Here is a 15,695-nt window from a genome sequence, read left to right as displayed (position 1 = left end):
GGGAGCGATCCGCCACTCAGCTCTGATCGAGTACCGCCAGGAGCTCTTCGTTGTAGAAGTCGTCGAAGGTGCACGCGCCCGACAGGGTCGAGAAGTACCGGTCGATCAGGTGCTGGTGACCGACCAGGCTCCGCAGCATTTCCGTCTGGCCCTCCGGCCTGAGTTCGGCCACGTTGAGGGCGCCCTGGTAGAAGGTGAGGAAGGTGTCGACCAGGTCGGTCTCGTACCGCTTCAGCGCCGCGTTGAGCGCGGCGTCGTCGTGCAGTCCGTCGCCGATGTGCCGGGTGAGCAACTGGGCCTGGATGAAGGCGTCGGTGATCCCCCGGGCGGTGATGGAGTCCTTGTGGTGCGCCGCGTCGCCGAGCAGCACCCAGCCGGGCCCATGAGCCTTGCGGAAATAGTTCTCCTGGCGCCCGGTGCCGTAGAACTGCTCCACCCTCCGGCCCGCGGACAGCCGCTCGTACAACTCGGGAGTCGTGGTGCGGACGGCTTCGAGGAAGGCGTCCGCCACCCCCGTGCGGACCTGGGCGAACTCCTCCTGCGGGAAGTACGCCATGATCAGTTTGAGGTCGTCGTTGGTGGGGATGACGCCGATCCAGCGCCCCGGTCGTTCGTACAACTCGAAGTGCGCGGGTACGCCGGACCAGTAGGTGTAGTAGGTGCAGGTAAGCCGCGGGTGCTGGATGACGTTGGGCGCGCCGGTCTTGCGGGCCACCAGGGATCGCATGCCGTCCGCGCCGACGACCAGCCGTGCGCGTTCCGTCGCCTCGGCGCCGCCGGGTGTCGTGTACCGCACCCCGACGACCCGGTCGTCCTCGAAGAGCAGGTCGTTGACCGTGCAGCCCTCCCGGAACTCCGCGCCGGATGCCACGGCACCGCGCGCGAGGATCGGGTCGAGCACGAACCGCCGGGGCGCGTAGGTGGTCCGGTGGCCGTCGACCGGCAGGGAGAAGCCGTCCAGCCGGACTCCGGGGGCCTCGAAGCTCTGGTGGTCGATCGGGGTGCAGCCCGCGGTGCGCAGTTCGTCGAGCAGCCCCCACCGGTCGAGCAGCGCCACGCCGGGCTGGTGGATGTAGTGCGAGGAAAGGGTGTCCTGCGGGAACCGCGCCTTCTCCAGGAGCAGGACCCGGTATCCCTGTCGCGCGAACAGCATGGCCGCCGGCGAACCCGCGCAACGCGCACCTGTCACAACTACGTCGTACATGGCCCCCTCTTACTGCTGGGTTATCGCACCCGTGGATTCGATGTACGCGGAAATCGACGCCACCGTGGGATTGAGGAACATCTGGTCCATAGGGACTTCGACGCCCAGTTCCTCGATGAGATGCCGCTGAATGGTGGCCATGATCACGGACTGGCCGCCCAGGGCGAAGAAATTGTCGTCGAGCGAGATGTCGTCGCGCTGGAGTTCCCGGCACCAGATGGCGCGCACGCTTTCGGCAATCATCACAGCCCTTTCGTTCGTAATCAAGGTCCGTCGGCTATGACGTCCGCCCGCTGCCGGCGTACTGCATTCTGAATTCCTCGGCCAGTGCCGCGCGGTCCGCTTTTCCATGCGGACTCAGTGGAATCCGCGGGATGTTGAGGCACCTGGCCGGAACCATGTTCCGCGGCAGGGTCTCCAGGAGGCGGGCGCGTATGTCGTGCTCCGCGAGCCCGTGCCCCGCCGGGACGACGAACGCGACCAGTTCGGCCTCGCCGGAGTCGGTGTGAGCGACGATGACGGCGGCCTGCCGGACCCCGGGCAGCCTGCCGAGCGCGCGCTCGACGTCGGCGGGGTCGATGCGCATGCCCCGCACCTTCACCTGCGCGTCCATGCGGCCGGCGACGACGAGGTCACCGGCCTCGTTCACGTGGCCGCGGTCGCCCGTGCGGTACAGCCTGCGCGGCGTGCCGTCGTCGGCCAGGACGGTCGTGAACCGTGCGGACTCGGGTCCCGTGCCGTTGAGGTAGCCGGCGCCGACGCTGGCCCCGGAGATGCAGATCTCGCCGTACTCGCCCGCCCCGACACCGCGCATCCGCTCGTCGAGGATGTGGATGTCGGTGTTGAAGAGCGGCCTGCCGACCGGTGCGATGTCGTGTCCGGCGGACCAGTGGCCGGCCAGGTCGTACGACGTCGCGACGTCCGTGCACTCGGCGACGCCGTACTGGTGCAGGAGCGTGCAGGCGTTTCCCTCGCGTCGTGCCCAGTCCGCGATCCGCTCGGCGTGCAGCGGCTCGCCGCCGAACAGGACGTGGTCGAGCCGGGCGAGCGCCTCGCCACCGCGCGCGCTCTCCCAGTCCACCAGCAGGTACAGCGTGCTGGAAGCGCAGTGCACGGTACGTATCCCGTGCTCGGTCAGCATGCGGTAGGCCATCGCGGCGTCGAAGTTGCGACTCGCCATCAGGTACTGGGTGGCGCCGCAGAACAAGGGCGTCATCAGGCTGCGCTGGGAGAGGTCGAACCCGAACGCGCTGACGACCAGGTTGTGCGAACCGGAGTGCAGACCGAACTCGGCCGTCAGCCAGTTCAACAGGTTGTACCAGCCCTCGTGGCGTACGGCGGTCACCTTCGGCATACCGGTCGATCCCGAGGTGAAGACCGCGTAGCACACGTCGTCGCCGGTGACCGGGACGTCGGGAGCGGCCGTGGAGAGCCCCGCGAGGTGACCGGACAGCTCCTCGAACCCGACGACCTCGGCGGTCGCCGAGCCGACGAGGCCGGCCGTCGCCGGCGAGGCCACGATCAGGCCGAGCCCGGGGATCTGTCCGAGTAGCAGCCGGAGCCTGCCCGCGGGGTAGGACGGGTCGAACGGCACATAGGCCGCGCCCGCCTTCAGCGTGCCGAGGACGGCGACGACCATGTCGACCGAGTAGTCGAGGCAGATGCCGACCTTCGCGCCCCGGCCGTGCCCGCGCCCGACGAGGAAGTGCGCGAACCGATTGGCCTGCGCGTCCAGTTCTCCGTAGGTCACCCGCCGTCCGGCACAGACCACGGCGACGGCGTCGGGGGCCGCCCGGGCATGCGCCTCGAACTGCTTGTGGACGACGGGCGTCGAGGGCAGGGCCACCCGCTTTCCCGCAAGGATCATCAGCTGACTCCGATGTGACGGGTGTCCGGTCGGGCGCGTCACCCGGCCGCCGCCCAGGACGGGCACCGCTCGGCAAGGTGCTCTAAGCGGGATGCCGGTCGGCGGCGGCGAGCACCTGGCTCACCCATGTGGCGACAGGAAGGCCGTGTGCGGCGGCCACCCTCGAATAGTGGTCCAGTTGGCCTACGGACAGTTCGATCGTGAGCGTGGCGACCCCGCGCCGGAGCGCTGCGGCGCCTCCCGGCCCGTCCGGCCCGTCCGGCCCGTCCGGCCCGTCCGGCCGGCGAGCCTCGTGCCCGTCGTCGCCGGTGGGGGAACGCTGCTCGGCCAGGCCGGCCCGGACCGCTCTGCGGAGTTCGTTGCGCGACCACTTCTGCTGTTCGGCCCGGCGCAGCCAGTAGTCCTGCTCGGGCGGCGACAGCCGGGTCACCTCGGCGTGGTGGGCGAAGCTGAGACAGTCCCGCCTGCGCCGGTGCTCGAAGCGCCGGGCCACCCAGGCGTAGTTGCGCAGGGTCTGGTGGTCGAGCCCCGTCCTGTCGATCGCCTCACGGTAGCGCCGCACACCGTAGGCGGTCTCCCCGAAGATCAACCAGTCGGCGAGCCACCACACCGAGGAGTTCGCGAGCTCGCGCAGGCCCTCTCCGATGCGCTCCCACGACTGCTGCGAAAGGTCCTGCGGGAACGTCATCCCCGACTTCTGCACCTGCGCCCGGTACCCCGCGAAGGGCAGCACCGCATCGCGCTGCGCGGAACGCCCTCCTCGCACTTCGCCCGCATCACCGTGCCGGTCCACCGGGCGCTCAGTCCGCCGCCATGGCCTCCCGCAGGGTCCTGGGGCGTAGGTCGGTCCAGTTCCGTTCGACGTACTCCAGGCATTCTGCTCTGGCCGCCTCGCCGAAGACCACCCGCCAGCCCGCGGGCACATCGGCGAACACCGGCCACAGGGAATGCTGCTCCTCGTCGTTGACCACGACGAAGAAGCGGCCGTTCTCGTCGTCGAAGGGGTTCGTGCTCACTGGCACCGTCCTTTACGGTCTCGGGCTGACACGGGAGGAGAAAACAGGGCTACGCGGAATGGGAAATCACCGGGACCGGGCAGGTTCGCCGATCGGCGTTGTCCTGTCGACGGGACACCCGGCATCCGCAGGCCCCCTGGAACGCTGATCCCACGGTAGGGGACCGCAGGACCGGGCCGTCAATGCCACAACGGCGAAAGAATCACGGAACTCGGGCCTTCCATCGGGACCTGTATCCGTCTGGGGTTCTGTGCCACCATGGCCGATCAGCGGCTCGTGAATGCATCGGCTCTAATTCGGGCTCAGTCGGTCTTCTTCCGCCGAGGCGTCCAGACGCGCACGGCCGATATACACGTTGGCACATACACGTTGACAGAAAGCCCATCGACAGACCTGCGACTGGTGATCAATGGCCTTTGAGTCAGAATCCGAGTACGAGTCGGGGCCGGACGACGACACCCGACGACTGCTGTTGCGACACATGCTGGTGTCGAGAGGCATCGACGAGGAAGCCCACCAGCTCCAGAAGCAGGGCGCACTCGACCTCTGGCCGTCCTGCCGGGGGCAGGAGGCGGCGCAGGTCGGCTCCGCCCTCGCCGTGGGACCCGAGCCGACCGTGTTCCCCAGTTACCGCGAGCACGCGGTCGCGCTCCTGCGGGGTGTCACGGCGGTCGAGTTGTTCGCGCAGTGGGCGGGCCGTACGTACTGTGGGTGGGACCCGCACCGCATGCGGTTCTTCCCCTACACCCTCGTCCTCGCCGCACAGACGCTGCACGCCGTCGGCTACTCGGTCGGACAACGGTTGCAGGGCCGCGAGGACCTGGTCGTCGTGTACGTGGGCGACGGCGCCACCAGCGAGGGCGACATGTCGGAGGCGATGAATCTCGCCGCCGTCGAGTCCGCATCCGTACTGTTCGTCTGTCAGAACAACGGCTGGGCCATCTCGAAGCCGGCCGCGGAACAGATGCGCACCTCGGTGGCCGAGCGGGCCGGGGGGTTCGGCATCGAGTCCGCGTTGGTGCAGGGCCGGGATCCGGAATCGGTCTTCTCCGCCTGCTCCCGGGCCGTCGCCCGGGTCCGCGAGGAGCGGGCGCCCTTCCTCGTCGAGATCCAGGTGGGGCGTATCAACGGTCACTCGACCTCCGACGCCCAGGAGGTGTACCGCAGTCGCGACGACATCAGGCGGACCAGGGCCGCGGACCCGGTGGCCGCCTATGCCGCCCGGCTGAGCGACCTGGGCGTCGTGGACACCGCGTGGCTCGACGCCGTGGACAGGGAACTGCGGGAGCTGCGCGAGCAGTTGATCAAGGAGTACGCGTGTTGAGTGCGGTACCGTCCGCCGGCCTGGCGGAGTCGATCAACGCGACCCTCGCCGACCTGCTCGACAAGGATCCGAGACTTCTGCTGCTCGGTGAGGACATCGGACGCCTGGGCGGGGTGTTCCGGGTGACCCGGGGCCTGCGCGAGCGCTTCGGCGAGGACAGGGTGCGCGACTCCCTGCTGGCCGAGTCCACCATCGTCGGCCAGGCCGTCGGCATGGCGCTGAGCGGGCTGGTGCCGGTCTGCGAGATCCAGTTCGACGGGTTCACCTATCCCGCGGTGAACCAACTGGTGACCCAGGCGGCCCGCGTCGGCTACCGGTGGAACGGGCAGGTCAGCCCCAGCCTGGTGGTCCGCATCCCGACCGGCGGCGGGTTCCGGGGCGTCGAGCACCACAGCGAGTCGAACGAGGCGCTCTTCGCCCGTTTCCCGGGGATCTCGGTGGCCTGTCCGTCCACCGGCGAGGACGCCGACCAGATCCTGAGGCACGCGGTGACCCTCGGCTCGCCCGTCGTCGTGTACGAACCGATCCGCCTGTATTTCCGGCGGAGTTCACCCGTCCGGGACCCCGAGCCGCCGAGATCGCCGACCGCGGCCCGGATCGTACGGCGCGGCGGGGACCTGACGATCGCCACGTTCGGCGCCATCACCCACGAGGTGCTGGAGGCGGCCCACGCGCTTGCCCCCGATGTCGACGTCGAGGTGGTGGACCTGCGCTGGGTGGCTCCGCTCGACATGGAGACCGTGCTGGGCTCCGTCGCCCGCACCGGCCGGCTGCTGGTCGTGCACGAGGGGGTCAAGGACGTCGGTATCGGTGCGGAGATCGCCGCCTCGGTGGCCGAGTACGGCTTCGACACGCTGCGCGGCCCGGTGCGCCGGCTCGCGCCCGGCCGTCGCGCGTACCCCCCGGCGAACTTCGAGAAGGACTACCTGATCGATGTGCAGGAGATCAAGGACGAGGTGTTGGTGATGACGAAGTGAGCGACTCCGCCGCGGACATGTGCGTTCCCGGCTTCGGGCACGGTCTCGGCGAGGCTCTGCTCATCGAGTGGGTCGCCGCTGTCGGCGACCACGTCGAGCGCGGGGACGTCATCGCGGTCGTCGAGACCGACAAGGCGAGCACGGAGATCGTGGCGGAACGCGGCGGCCGGGTCACGGCCCTCGCCGCGCAGGCCGGCGCGATCCTCCGGTCCGGTGAGGTGCTGTACCGGCTGGCGGCCGACTAGCCGCCGCGCACCCCGGCATCCAGGGATCCAGTCATGTGGACGGAGAACGAACATGAGCGATGTCGAAAGCCGTATCGCGGACGTCATGCTGGCCAAACTGCGCGAGCGCGAGCCCTCCCTGGGCCCGGCCGACCTCGCCCGCCCGGTCGCCGACTTCGACCTCGACTCCCTCGACCTCGTCGAGCTGCACCAGCAGCTGGAACGTGAACTGCAGGTCAAGGGGGACCTGAGGGAGACGGCGGGCTTCGCGTTCCTCAACGACTTCAGCGCCTATTTCATGAAGTTGGCGAGCGAGGGATGAGCGCGGGCATCGTCGACATCGCCACCGCGAAACCGGGCCGGCGGATCGACAACGACCACTTCGCGTCGATCGGTCTCACGGACGAGTGGATCCGGCGCCGCAGCGGTATCTCCGCTCGTTCCTGGCTGCCGGAGGAGACCCCGCTGGCGGAGGTGGCGGCGGAGGCCTGCGCGCCGATCGTGACCAGGATGGACGACCCTTCGTCGGTCGACGCCCTGATCGTCGTCAGCACCTCGTCGCGGCAGCGCATCCCGGGGATCGCACCGAAGGTGGCGCAACTCGCCGGGCTGGGGCCCGCGCTGCTCGCCCTCGACATGAACGCGGCCTGCTGCGGCTTCGTGTACGGGCTGGTCACCGGGGCCTCGCTCTGCGAGGCCGGCCAGGCGCGGTCGGTCCTGGTGTGCTCGGTGGAGGCCATGTCCCGGATGGTGGACCGCACGGACCGGCAGACGGCGTGCCTCTTCGGCGACGGCGCGGCGGCCGTGCTGCTGGAGGACCGTGCCGAGTTCGCGGGCTTTCGCCAGACCTCCGGCTGCGACGGCGCCCAGGAGGCGCTCATGCGGGAGACCGACGCGGGCGGCATCCGTCTGGACGGGATGCAGGTGTACGACCGCGCCGTGCGCCGGATGTCGGAGTCGGCGCGGTACCTGTTCGACCATGGTCCGGCGCCGACCGTCCTGGTCGGCCACCAGGCCAACGGACGCATCCTGGAACAGATCCGCGGCTTCGCCTCCCCTCTCGGCGTGCCCTTCGTCAACCGGATCGAGAACTCCGGGAACACGTCGTCCGCCTCGATACCGCTGGCGTTCGCCGAGGAGTTGCAGGCCGGCTCGCTGCCTCCCTCGGGACGGCTCGGAGCCGTGGCCTACGGAGCAGGCGAAGCCTGGGGCGCCGTCTCGCTCGACTACCGGGTGCCGTCCGCCGCGGCCTCCTGACCGTATCCGACGCCCGCTCGAACACAGGAGGTTGTCATCTACTCGACGGAGGCCTGGGTCCTGCGGTCCGGTGCCACGACCGGCCCGCACGCGGGCGGACCCGGCGGCGCACTGCACCGTGACCGGTTCGTCTTCGGCCCGCTGGAGGAGGGCGAGGCGCTGGTGGAGCCGATCCTCGGCTCCTGGGAGGCCAACATGGACCATGCGCTCGCCCGTTCACCGATCGACGTGTGCAGCAGTCGCGGCGAGGACGCGGTGGTCCTCGGCAACCTCGGTGTGGTGCGCGTGCTCAAGGTCCACCCGGAGAGCAGGCACGCCCGGGTCGGGGAAGGGGATCTGTGCCTGCTCCTGCCGTTCGGCAAGCTGGACCGCTTCGACTACGCCGAACTGGCCTACGCCTACGACTGCCCCCGCACCATCGGCCTGCTGGCCAGACACTCGAAGATGGACGTACGGCTGCTCCTGCCGATCCCCGAGGCCACGGCGCACTCGCTGCCGCAGTGGGCCGCGTACGGGCGGTACTTCACCGCCTGGGACAACTGGAGCAAGGCGTACGGGTGCTGGCGCACTCAGGTCGCCGACGACGATCCCGCCAACCATCTGGTGTTCGGGTGGGGCGGTGGCGTGGCCTTCGCCGAGCTGATGCTGGCCAAGCGGGCCGGATTCCGGGTGGCGATGGCAGCGGGATCGGACGAACGTGTCGCCTTCCTCCACGACCACGGCATCACTCCGGTGGACCGCCGCCGGTTTCCCGACCTCTCGCTGCCCACCAGGCAGGAACGGTCCGACCGGGACCGTCACCGGCGGCGCCGTGCATCCGTCGCGGCCTTTATCGACACGGTCAAGGACCTGAGCGACGGCCACGGCGTCGCGATCTTCGTGGACAACATCGGCGAGCCCCTGTACGACGTCACCCTCAACGCCCTGGCCCGGGAGGGGGTCGTCGCCACGTGCGGCTGGAAGGCCGGAATGCGCCTGTCGCATCTGCGGGGCGCCGAATCCATCGCCCGGCACATCCATGTGAACACACACGTGTGGCGGCTGCCCGACTCGCCGCGTATCCGGGACTTCATGGAGGCCGACGGCTGGATGACACCCGAGGGTTCGACCGTCGTCTACGACTTCGACCGGGTACCCGACCTGGCCGACGACTACGCGAACGGAAAGATCGGATCGTACTTCCCGATGTACCGCGTCAACCCACTCTGACCGATAGGAACACCTCCGCGGCGATCACCGACGCACCACCCGGTTCCTCGGTCCGGGCTCCCGTGACACACGACTGCCAAGAAGCTGTCACACACGGTCCGGAATGCGGGTTCGTCCGCCCCCGTTCTGACGGACATGGCTGTTGCAGAGCCTCGACCGAGGAAAGAGGACGACGCATGACGACTGAGGCCACCACGACGGATCTCCAGGTCTTCATCGAGAGCTGGCAGGACTGGTACCGCGCGCAGGAGGCACGGATCTCCGCCCCGCACGGGTTCCTGGCCATCACCGGTCTGCACTGGCTCGACGACCGGCCGCAGCGCTTCCCCGACGCCCCGGGCGCATGGCGCACCGGCCCGGACGGAGTGGTCGTCGCCCTGGACGACGGCGAGGAGCTGGTCGTCGAGGGGGTGCCGGTGCGGGGTGAGCACCGCTTCGGTGTGCTGGCCGAGCGCAGCGGTGTCGAAGCGGTCTGGGGCGACGCGGTCATCGAGATCGCCAAGCGCGGCGGGAACGACATCGTGCGCCCCCGGCACCCGGACGCTCCACTGCGCACCGCCTTCACGGGAACCCCCGCCTACGCCCCCGACCCGCGCTGGGCCGTGGCAGGCCGGTACGTCCCCTTCGACGAGCCGCGGCCGACCACGGTGGGCGCCGCGGTGGAGGGCCTTGAGCACGTCTACGACGCCCCGGGCCGGATCGAGTTCGAGCTGGCGGGGCGGCACCTGTCCCTGACCGCGTTCCCCGGACACGGTCCGGGCGCGCTGATGGTGCTGTTCACCGACGCGACCTCCGGGGTCACCACCTACGCCGCCAACCGCTCCCTGTCCGTCGGCCCGCCCGCCGCCGACGGCACGGTGGTCCTGGACTTCAACCGCGCCGCGAACCTGCCGTGCGCCTACACGGACCTGGCCACCTGCCCGCTGCCACCGGCCGAGAACCGGCTGCCGGTGGCGGTCGAGGCCGGGCAGAGGATCCCGCGCGAGCGCGGCGGTTCCTGACCGGGCGGCGTACTGCGAGAAGCAGATGGTGTCCAGGCGGTCGTCGGTCACGGGCGGCGCCGGCGAGGATCTCCTCGCCCCGCTCGCCGCCGACGCTCCAGTCATCGGTGACCTGGGCGAGGGTCAGGCCGGCGTCGACCTGGCGGGCCGCCTCGGTGTACTCGCTCACGGTCAGCCGGCCGGCCGTGCTCGGGCGGAGGTCGACGGGCCGCCCGTGCGGGGCGCGAGGGATTTCCACGCCCCCCAGGGAGCGTGGCCCGCCGGGCCGGTCAGCTGTCGTAGTCGACTGTCAGCGACTCGGAGACCGGGTAGGACTGGCAGGTCAGGACGTACCCGGCGTCGACCTCGGCGGGCTCCAGGGCGTAGTTGCGGCGCATGTCCGCCTCGCCGTCCGTGATGCGCGCGCGACAGGTCCCGCAGACGCCTCCCTTGCAGGCGAAGGGGAGGTCGGGGCGGACGCGGGCGGCGGAGTCGAGGATGGTGCGCTCGCGCGGGAGGCGGGCGGTGGTGGAGCGGCCGTCCAGGGTGACGGTGACCTCGCTGGCGGGGCCGGTCGCCGCCGCGTCCTCGTGGCGGACGGGCTCGATCGGCTCGTCCGCGAAGAAGAGTTCCTGGTGGATCCGGCCGGCCGGGACACCCAGTCCGGCGAGCACCTTCTGCGCGTCGAGGACCATACCGTGCGGGCCGCACAGCCACCAGTGGTCGGCGCCCTCGACGTCGACCAGGCCGTCGACGAGCGCGCCGAGGCGGTCGCCGTCGAGGCGGCCGGAGAGGAGTTCGGCCTCCCGGGGCTCGCGGGAGAGGACGTGGGCGAGGTGGAAGCGGGTGCGGTACTCGTCCTTCAGGTCGGCGAGTTCGTCGGCGAACATCACGGTGTCGGTGCGGCGGTTGCCGTAGAACAGCGTCACCGTCGAGCGGTCGTCGGCGGCGAGGACCGACTCGGCGATGGACATCATGGGGGTGATGCCCGAGCCGGCCGCGATGAGCACGTGGTGGCCGGGGACCGTGAGGTCGGGGGTGAAGGCTCCGGTGGGGGCCATCACCTCGACGGTGTCGCCCGGGCGCACCTCGTGGACCAGCCAGGAGGAGAAGAGTCCGCCGGGCACCTCGCGGACGCCGATGCGGGGCGCGGTGCCGGCCGGCGAGCAGATCGAGTAGGAGCGCCGCTCGTCGCGCCCGTCGACCTCGCGGCGGAGGGTGAGCGACTGGCCGGGGCCGAACGCGAACTCCTCCGCGAGGGCGGCGGGGATGTCGAAGGCGACCGCCACCGCGTCCTCGCACAGGGGCTGGACGGCGGCGACGCGCAGGGGGTGGAAGGCAGGGCGGCGTCGGCGTGCTGTCGTCGCGGGGGCACCGGCGGTCGGTGCCGTCAGCTCTGCCATCAGATCTCCTTGACGTACTCGAACGGCTCCCGGCAGCTGAGGCAGCGCCACAGCGCCTTGCAGGAGGTGGCCGCGAACCGGGAGGTCTCCTCGGTGGCGGACGATCCGCAGCGGGGACACGGAACCGTGCGCCGGGTCGGCGACAGGTCCAGCGGGACGGGGCCCGCGGGACGCCGGGGCGCGGCGTGGGGCGGCGCGATGCCGTGGTCGGCGAGCTTGCGCCGGCCTTCGGGGGTGATCCAGTCGCTGGTCCAGGGCGGGTCGAGGACCGTGCGGATCTCCACGCGGCCGAAGCCGGCGGCCCGCAGCCGGGCGGCGACTCCGGCGCGCATCTCGGCCATGGCGGGGCAGCCGGAGTAGGTCGGGGTGAGGTCGGCGACCACCGTGCCGTCGGGCTCGACGGTGACGTCCCGCAGCACGCCGAGGTCGGCGAGGGTGAGCATGGGGAGTTCCGGGTCGGGCACCTGTTCGGCGATGTGCCGGGCCCGCCGGGCGTCGGTCAGAACGGTCACCATGTCGCCTCCGGGTGGGCGCGGGCCACGCTCTGCAACTCGGCGAGGAGCGGGGCCAGGTGGCCGGTGTGCTCGCCGTCGCGGCCCTGGCCGGGCAGCGGCGGGGCGCTCGGCATGGGGAGTCCGGCGGCGTCGAGGACCTGGTGGAGGTCGGCCAGCACCGCGTCGCGCACGTCGTGGGCGGCGAACAGCTCCTCCCAGTACGGGGCCTGCGCCTCCAGGGCGGTCAGCATCCGGGCGTGGGACTCCTCCGTGCCGTCGCCGAGGCGTACGACCCACTCGGCGGCGTACTGCCGGTGGTAGGTGAGCTCCTTGACGCCCTTGGCCGCGATGGCCGCGAGGACCGGGTCGGGCGCGGAGGCCAGTGCGGTGAAGTGGGCGAGCCGCCAGCTCGCGAACACCAGGAGCCGCAGGACGGAGAAGGCGAAGTCGCCGTTGGGGAGTTCGGCGAGGCGTACGTTGCGGAAGTCGGCGGCGTCCCGGAAGTAGGCGTAGGCGTCCTCCGTGCGGCCGGTGCCGTCGGTCTGGCCGGCGCGGGAGTAGAGCAGGCGGGCCTGGCCCAGCAGGTCGAGCCCGATGTTGGCCAGTGCCACCTCCTCCTCCAGCTCGGGGGCGCGGGTGATCCATTCGGCGAGCCGCTGGGCCAGCACCAGGGCGTCGTCGCCGAGCGCCAGGCAGCGGGCGGCCAGTGCGGCGGCGTCGACGCCCTCGGGCACGGAGGTGTCGACGCCGTACAGCGGGTCCTCGAAGCCGGTGCCGAAGGCCCAGCGGGCGTCGCTGTCGTCGTGGCCCTCGGCCAGGCTCAGGTAGACGTGGTCGTCGCTCATCTCCGGCTCCTAGATGTGCGGGACATCGTCGGGGATGTCGTAGAAGGTCGGGTGGCGGTAGACCTTGTCGGCGCTGGGGTCGAAGAAGGGGTCCTTCTCGTCCCGGCTGGAGGCGGCGATGTGCTCGGAGCGCACGGCCCAGATGCTGACGCCCTCGTTGCGCCGGGTGTACAGGTCGCGGGCGTGGGTGAGGGCCATCTGGTCGTCGGCCGCGTGCAGCGAGCCGACGTGGACGTGGTTGAGGCCGCGCTTGCCGCGGACGAAGATCTCGTACAGGGGCCAGTTCCCGGTGTCGCTCATGCCACCGCCTCCTCGCGGGCTCGGGCGGCCTGCTTGGCGGCGTGGGCACCGGCGGCCGCACGCACCCAGGCGCCTTCCTCGTGGGCGGCCCGCCGGCGCTCGACGCGCTCCGCGTTGCAGGGGCCGTTGCCGCTGATGACGTCCTTGAGCTCGGCCCAGTCGGGGGTGCCGAAGTCGTGGTGGCCGCGCTCCTCGTTCCAGCGCAGCTCGGGGTCGGGCAGGGTCACGCCGAGCTTGGCGGCCTGCGGCATGGTCATGTCCACGAAGCGCTGGCGCAGTTCGTCGTTGCTGTGCCGCTTGATCTTCCAGGCCATCGAACGGGCGGAGTTGGGCGATTCGTCGTCCGGCGGGCCGAACATCATCAGGGAGGGCCACCACCAGCGGTCCACGGCGTCCTGCACCATCTCCCGCTGGGCGTCGGTGCCGCGCATCATGGTCATCAGCAGTTCGTAGCCCTGCCGCTGGTGGAAGGACTCCTCCTTGCAGATCCGCACCATCGCGCGGGCGTAGGGGCCGTACGAGCTGCGGCACAGCGGCACCTGGTTGCAGATGGCCGCGCCGTCCACGAACCAGCCGATGACGCCGACGTCCGCGTAGCCGAGCGTCGGGTAGTTGAAGATGGACGAGTACTTCTGGCGGCCTTCGATCAGGCGCTCGGTGAGGTCCGCGCGGTCGGCGCCCAGGGTCTCGGCGGCCGAGTACAGGTACAGGCCGTGGCCGGCCTCGTCCTGGACCTTGGCGAACAGGATCGCCTTGCGGCGCAGCGAGGGCGCCCTGGTGATCCAGTCGCCTTCCGGCTGCATGCCGATGATCTCCGAGTGCGCGTGCTGGGCGATCTGCCGGATCAACGTCTTGCGGTAGCCCTCCGGCATCCAGTCGCGCGGCTCGATCCGCTGGTCACGCGCGATCGTCGCCTCGAAGTGGGACTCCAGATCGGGCCCGGCGTCCCTTCCGGCCGCTTCAGTCATCTCCACCATCTCCCAACCGACCATTCGTTCGGTTCATCATAAGGGGCGCCCTCCCCGGTCTGGCAAGGGTCTGCGCCGATCAGTACCCGGACCGGCCCGACGGACCCCGGCAAGCGGCCGGCCGCCGACGACGACGACCGCGCCGGTCCCGGGTGCCGGTGCCGAGGTCATGCGCGGCTCCTCCGCTCCAGGAGACGTGTCATGCGGCCCTTCTTGCCCTACCCCTCAAGGGGCACGGTCTGTGCCAGGTCGTCGGCGACCGGGTGGGCGCCGGGCGAGTCGGCGAAGAGCTTCGTCAGCCGCGGGGCGGTGGCCGAGGAGCGGGTCCGGTGGAGGGTGACGACGACCAGGTCGGTCCGCTCCTCTACCAGCAGGGTGTCGTACGACGGTGAAGTGGTCACACCCGCTCCACGAGGAGGGCGACGCCCTGGCCCACGCCGACGCAGAGCGTGGCCAGGCCGCGGCGGCCGTTCTCGCGTTCGAGGCGGCCGAGCAGGGTGAGCAGGATGCGGGCGCCGGAGCAGCCGAGCGGATGGCCGAGGGCGATGGCGCCGCCGTCGGCGTTGACCTTGTCCCCGTCGAGCTTGAGGCGGCGGATCACCGCCAGCGCCTGGGCGGCGAACGCCTCGTTGAGCTCCACGGCGTCCAGGTCGCCGGTCTGCCAGCCGGCGCGGGCCAGGGCCTTCTCGGTGGCGGGGACCGGGCCAAGACCCATGAGGTTGGGCTGGACACCGGCGGAGGCCGAGGCGACGATCCGGGCGCGCGGGGTGAGACCGTACCGCTCCACCGCCTCGGCGCTCGCGACCACGAGGGCGGCGGCGCCGTCGGACAGGGGTGAGGAGGAGCCCGCCGTGACGATGCCGTCCGCGCGGAAGACGGTGCGCAGGGAGCCCAGCTTCTCCAGGGTGGTGGAGGGGCGGGGGCCCTCGTCCCGGGTGACCTCGCCGTCGCGCACCGGCACGGGGACGATCTCGCGGTCGAAGCGGCCCGCCTCCCGGGCGGCCACCGCCCGCTGGTGGCTGCGCAGGGCGAAGGCGTCGGAGTCGGCGCGGGTGATGCCGTCCAGAGCGGCGACCTCCTCCGCGGTCTCGCCCATGGACAGCGTGAGCCTGACCGCCCCGGGTCCGGCGTCCGCGGGCACTTCGCGGTCGGCGGCGGTGAAGCACGGGTTGGTGAACCGCCAGCCCAGGGCGGTGTCGTGCACCTGCCCGGGCTTGGCCCACGGGGTACCGGGCTTCTCCATGACCCAGGGCGCCCGGGTCATGGACTCCACTCCCCCGGCGACCACGAGCTCCGCCTCGCCGGCGCGGATCGTCTGGGCGGCCGAGGCGACGGCCGTGAGGCCCGAGGCGCACAGGCGGTTGACGGTGTAGCCGGGCACGGTGTGCGGCAGCCCGGCGAGCAGCACCGCCATGCGGGCCACGTCCCGGTTGTCCTCGCCCGCCTGGTTGGCGGCTCCCAGGACGACCTCGTCCACGGCTTCGCCGGGGACGCCGGAGCGCCGGACGGCCTCGCCGACGACGAGGGCGGCGAGGTCGTCGGGGCGTACGGCGGCCAGGGCTCCGCCGTAGCGGCCCTGCGGGGTGCGGGCCCCGTCGATCAGGTAGACGTCGGACATCGGGCGGTC

Annotated in this window: 19 protein-coding genes; 7 read left to right on the top strand and 12 right to left on the bottom strand. The window is 71.2% G+C overall.

Annotation, left to right across the window (positions count from 1 at the left end; genetic code table 11):
- Positions 1-16: 16 nt before the first annotated feature.
- The 5 genes from ACGF5O_RS27080 to ACGF5O_RS27060 all read right to left on the bottom strand — a co-directional run bounded on the left by ACGF5O_RS27080 (position 17) and on the right by ACGF5O_RS27060 (position 4,087).
- The gene (locus ACGF5O_RS27080) at positions 17-1,204 is read right to left on the bottom strand and encodes an NAD(P)/FAD-dependent oxidoreductase (protein ID WP_393812464.1); all 1,188 of its coding nucleotides are present in this window, start codon (positions 1,202-1,204) and stop codon (positions 17-19) included.
- A gap of 9 nt (positions 1,205-1,213) precedes the next feature.
- Positions 1,214-1,447, bottom strand: a complete 234-nt coding sequence (locus ACGF5O_RS27075) for an acyl carrier protein (protein ID WP_362587699.1) — start codon at positions 1,445-1,447, stop codon at positions 1,214-1,216.
- A 34-nt stretch (positions 1,448-1,481) separates the two neighbouring features.
- The gene (locus ACGF5O_RS27070) at positions 1,482-3,071 is read right to left on the bottom strand and encodes an amino acid adenylation domain-containing protein (RefSeq protein ID WP_393812463.1); all 1,590 of its coding nucleotides are present in this window, start codon (positions 3,069-3,071) and stop codon (positions 1,482-1,484) included.
- A gap of 82 nt (positions 3,072-3,153) precedes the next feature.
- Complete coding sequence (locus ACGF5O_RS27065; RefSeq protein ID WP_393812462.1) at positions 3,154-3,759, bottom strand: LmbU family transcriptional regulator; 606 nt, start codon at positions 3,757-3,759, stop codon at positions 3,154-3,156.
- A 112-nt stretch (positions 3,760-3,871) separates the two neighbouring features.
- Positions 3,872-4,087, bottom strand: a complete 216-nt coding sequence (locus ACGF5O_RS27060) for an MbtH family protein (RefSeq protein WP_393812461.1) — start codon at positions 4,085-4,087, stop codon at positions 3,872-3,874.
- Positions 4,088-4,568: 481 nt separating this feature from the next.
- Here ACGF5O_RS27060 and ACGF5O_RS27055 point away from each other — a divergent pair, with 481 nt between their 5' ends.
- From ACGF5O_RS27055 to ACGF5O_RS27025, 7 genes are all read left to right on the top strand, one after another.
- Positions 4,569-5,411, top strand: a complete 843-nt coding sequence (locus ACGF5O_RS27055; protein WP_393812460.1) for a thiamine pyrophosphate-dependent dehydrogenase E1 component subunit alpha — start codon at positions 4,569-4,571, stop codon at positions 5,409-5,411.
- Positions 5,405-6,388 carry an alpha-ketoacid dehydrogenase subunit beta gene (locus ACGF5O_RS27050; protein ID WP_393812459.1) on the top strand — a complete coding sequence of 328 codons (984 nt, stop codon included), beginning with the start codon at positions 5,405-5,407 and terminating at the stop codon, positions 6,386-6,388. The genes ACGF5O_RS27055 and ACGF5O_RS27050 overlap by 7 nt, the downstream gene beginning before the upstream one ends.
- Entirely contained in the window at positions 6,385-6,633 is a 249-nt protein-coding gene (locus ACGF5O_RS27045) for a biotin/lipoyl-containing protein (RefSeq protein ID WP_393812458.1), read from the top strand. Before ACGF5O_RS27050 ends, ACGF5O_RS27045 begins: the two co-directional genes overlap by 4 nt.
- 52 nt (positions 6,634-6,685) lie before the next feature.
- Positions 6,686-6,934 carry a phosphopantetheine-binding protein gene (locus ACGF5O_RS27040; protein ID WP_393812457.1) on the top strand — a complete coding sequence of 83 codons (249 nt, stop codon included), beginning with the start codon at positions 6,686-6,688 and terminating at the stop codon, positions 6,932-6,934.
- Positions 6,931-7,869 carry a ketoacyl-ACP synthase III gene (locus ACGF5O_RS27035; protein WP_393812456.1) on the top strand — a complete coding sequence of 313 codons (939 nt, stop codon included), beginning with the start codon at positions 6,931-6,933 and terminating at the stop codon, positions 7,867-7,869. Before ACGF5O_RS27040 ends, ACGF5O_RS27035 begins: the two co-directional genes overlap by 4 nt.
- A gap of 162 nt (positions 7,870-8,031) precedes the next feature.
- Complete coding sequence (locus ACGF5O_RS27030) at positions 8,032-9,078, top strand: zinc-binding alcohol dehydrogenase family protein (protein WP_393812455.1); 1,047 nt, start codon at positions 8,032-8,034, stop codon at positions 9,076-9,078.
- A 176-nt stretch (positions 9,079-9,254) separates the two neighbouring features.
- Positions 9,255-10,079, top strand: a complete 825-nt coding sequence (locus tag ACGF5O_RS27025) for a DUF1684 domain-containing protein (protein ID WP_393812454.1) — start codon at positions 9,255-9,257, stop codon at positions 10,077-10,079.
- Positions 10,080-10,348: 269 nt separating this feature from the next.
- Here the strand turns inward: ACGF5O_RS27025 and paaE are convergent, their stop codons facing one another.
- The 7 genes from paaE to ACGF5O_RS26990 all read right to left on the bottom strand — a co-directional run bounded on the left by paaE (position 10,349) and on the right by ACGF5O_RS26990 (position 15,686).
- On the bottom strand, positions 10,349-11,461 hold the full coding sequence (gene paaE, locus ACGF5O_RS27020; RefSeq protein ID WP_393812453.1) for a 1,2-phenylacetyl-CoA epoxidase subunit PaaE: 1,113 nt from the start codon (positions 11,459-11,461) through the stop codon (positions 10,349-10,351).
- Entirely contained in the window at positions 11,461-11,976 is a 516-nt protein-coding gene (paaD, locus tag ACGF5O_RS27015; RefSeq protein WP_393812452.1) for a 1,2-phenylacetyl-CoA epoxidase subunit PaaD, read from the bottom strand. The genes paaE and paaD overlap by 1 nt, the downstream gene beginning before the upstream one ends.
- Complete coding sequence (paaC, locus tag ACGF5O_RS27010) at positions 11,970-12,800, bottom strand: 1,2-phenylacetyl-CoA epoxidase subunit PaaC (protein ID WP_393812451.1); 831 nt, start codon at positions 12,798-12,800, stop codon at positions 11,970-11,972. The genes paaD and paaC overlap by 7 nt, the downstream gene beginning before the upstream one ends.
- A 9-nt stretch (positions 12,801-12,809) precedes the next feature.
- A complete protein-coding gene (paaB, locus tag ACGF5O_RS27005) occupies positions 12,810-13,100 on the bottom strand; it encodes a 1,2-phenylacetyl-CoA epoxidase subunit PaaB (protein WP_393812450.1) in 291 nt (96 codons plus the stop codon).
- Entirely contained in the window at positions 13,097-14,068 is a 972-nt protein-coding gene (paaA, locus tag ACGF5O_RS27000) for a 1,2-phenylacetyl-CoA epoxidase subunit PaaA (protein WP_393812449.1), read from the bottom strand. The genes paaB and paaA overlap by 4 nt, the downstream gene beginning before the upstream one ends.
- Before the next feature lie 218 nt (positions 14,069-14,286).
- Positions 14,287-14,469 carry a hypothetical protein gene (locus tag ACGF5O_RS26995; RefSeq protein WP_393812448.1) on the bottom strand — a complete coding sequence of 61 codons (183 nt, stop codon included), beginning with the start codon at positions 14,467-14,469 and terminating at the stop codon, positions 14,287-14,289.
- Positions 14,466-15,686: a thiolase family protein gene (locus ACGF5O_RS26990; RefSeq protein WP_393812447.1), complete on the bottom strand. Its 1,221-nt coding sequence runs from the start codon at positions 15,684-15,686 to the stop codon at positions 14,466-14,468. Before ACGF5O_RS26990 ends, ACGF5O_RS26995 begins: the two co-directional genes overlap by 4 nt.
- Between the last annotated feature and the right edge of the window lie 9 nt (positions 15,687-15,695).

Origin of the sequence: Streptomyces sp. NPDC048291, assembly GCF_043201715.1 — a bacterium.
Lineage (GTDB): Bacteria > Actinomycetota > Actinomycetes > Streptomycetales > Streptomycetaceae > Streptomyces.
The sequence above is the reverse complement of the archived record's forward strand: the minus strand, read 5'-3'. Positions and strand labels throughout refer to the sequence as shown.

Bases quoted from the DNA above. Each gene is read 5' to 3' on its own strand.
- paaD (WP_393812452.1), bottom strand. From the start codon at position 11,976: ATGGTGACCGTTCTGACCGACGCCCGGCGGGCCCGGCACATCGCCGAA.
- ACGF5O_RS27035 (WP_393812456.1), top strand. From the start codon at position 6,931: ATGAGCGCGGGCATCGTCGACATCGCCACCGCGAAACCGGGCCGGCGG.
- ACGF5O_RS27055 (WP_393812460.1), top strand. From the start codon at position 4,569: ATGCTGGTGTCGAGAGGCATCGACGAGGAAGCCCACCAGCTCCAGAAG.
- paaB (WP_393812450.1), bottom strand. From the start codon at position 13,100: ATGAGCGACACCGGGAACTGGCCCCTGTACGAGATCTTCGTCCGCGGC.
- ACGF5O_RS26990 (WP_393812447.1), bottom strand. From the start codon at position 15,686: ATGTCCGACGTCTACCTGATCGACGGGGCCCGCACCCCGCAGGGCCGC.
- ACGF5O_RS27025 (WP_393812454.1), top strand. From the start codon at position 9,255: ATGACGACTGAGGCCACCACGACGGATCTCCAGGTCTTCATCGAGAGC.
- ACGF5O_RS27080 (WP_393812464.1), bottom strand. From the start codon at position 1,204: ATGTACGACGTAGTTGTGACAGGTGCGCGTTGCGCGGGTTCGCCGGCG.
- ACGF5O_RS27070 (WP_393812463.1), bottom strand. From the start codon at position 3,071: ATGATCCTTGCGGGAAAGCGGGTGGCCCTGCCCTCGACGCCCGTCGTC.
- ACGF5O_RS27075 (WP_362587699.1), bottom strand. From the start codon at position 1,447: ATGATTGCCGAAAGCGTGCGCGCCATCTGGTGCCGGGAACTCCAGCGC.
- ACGF5O_RS27065 (WP_393812462.1), bottom strand. From the start codon at position 3,759: ATGACGTTCCCGCAGGACCTTTCGCAGCAGTCGTGGGAGCGCATCGGA.
- paaA (WP_393812449.1), bottom strand. From the start codon at position 14,068: ATGACTGAAGCGGCCGGAAGGGACGCCGGGCCCGATCTGGAGTCCCAC.
- ACGF5O_RS27040 (WP_393812457.1), top strand. From the start codon at position 6,686: ATGAGCGATGTCGAAAGCCGTATCGCGGACGTCATGCTGGCCAAACTG.
- paaC (WP_393812451.1), bottom strand. From the start codon at position 12,800: ATGAGCGACGACCACGTCTACCTGAGCCTGGCCGAGGGCCACGACGAC.
- paaE (WP_393812453.1), bottom strand. From the start codon at position 11,461: ATGGCAGAGCTGACGGCACCGACCGCCGGTGCCCCCGCGACGACAGCA.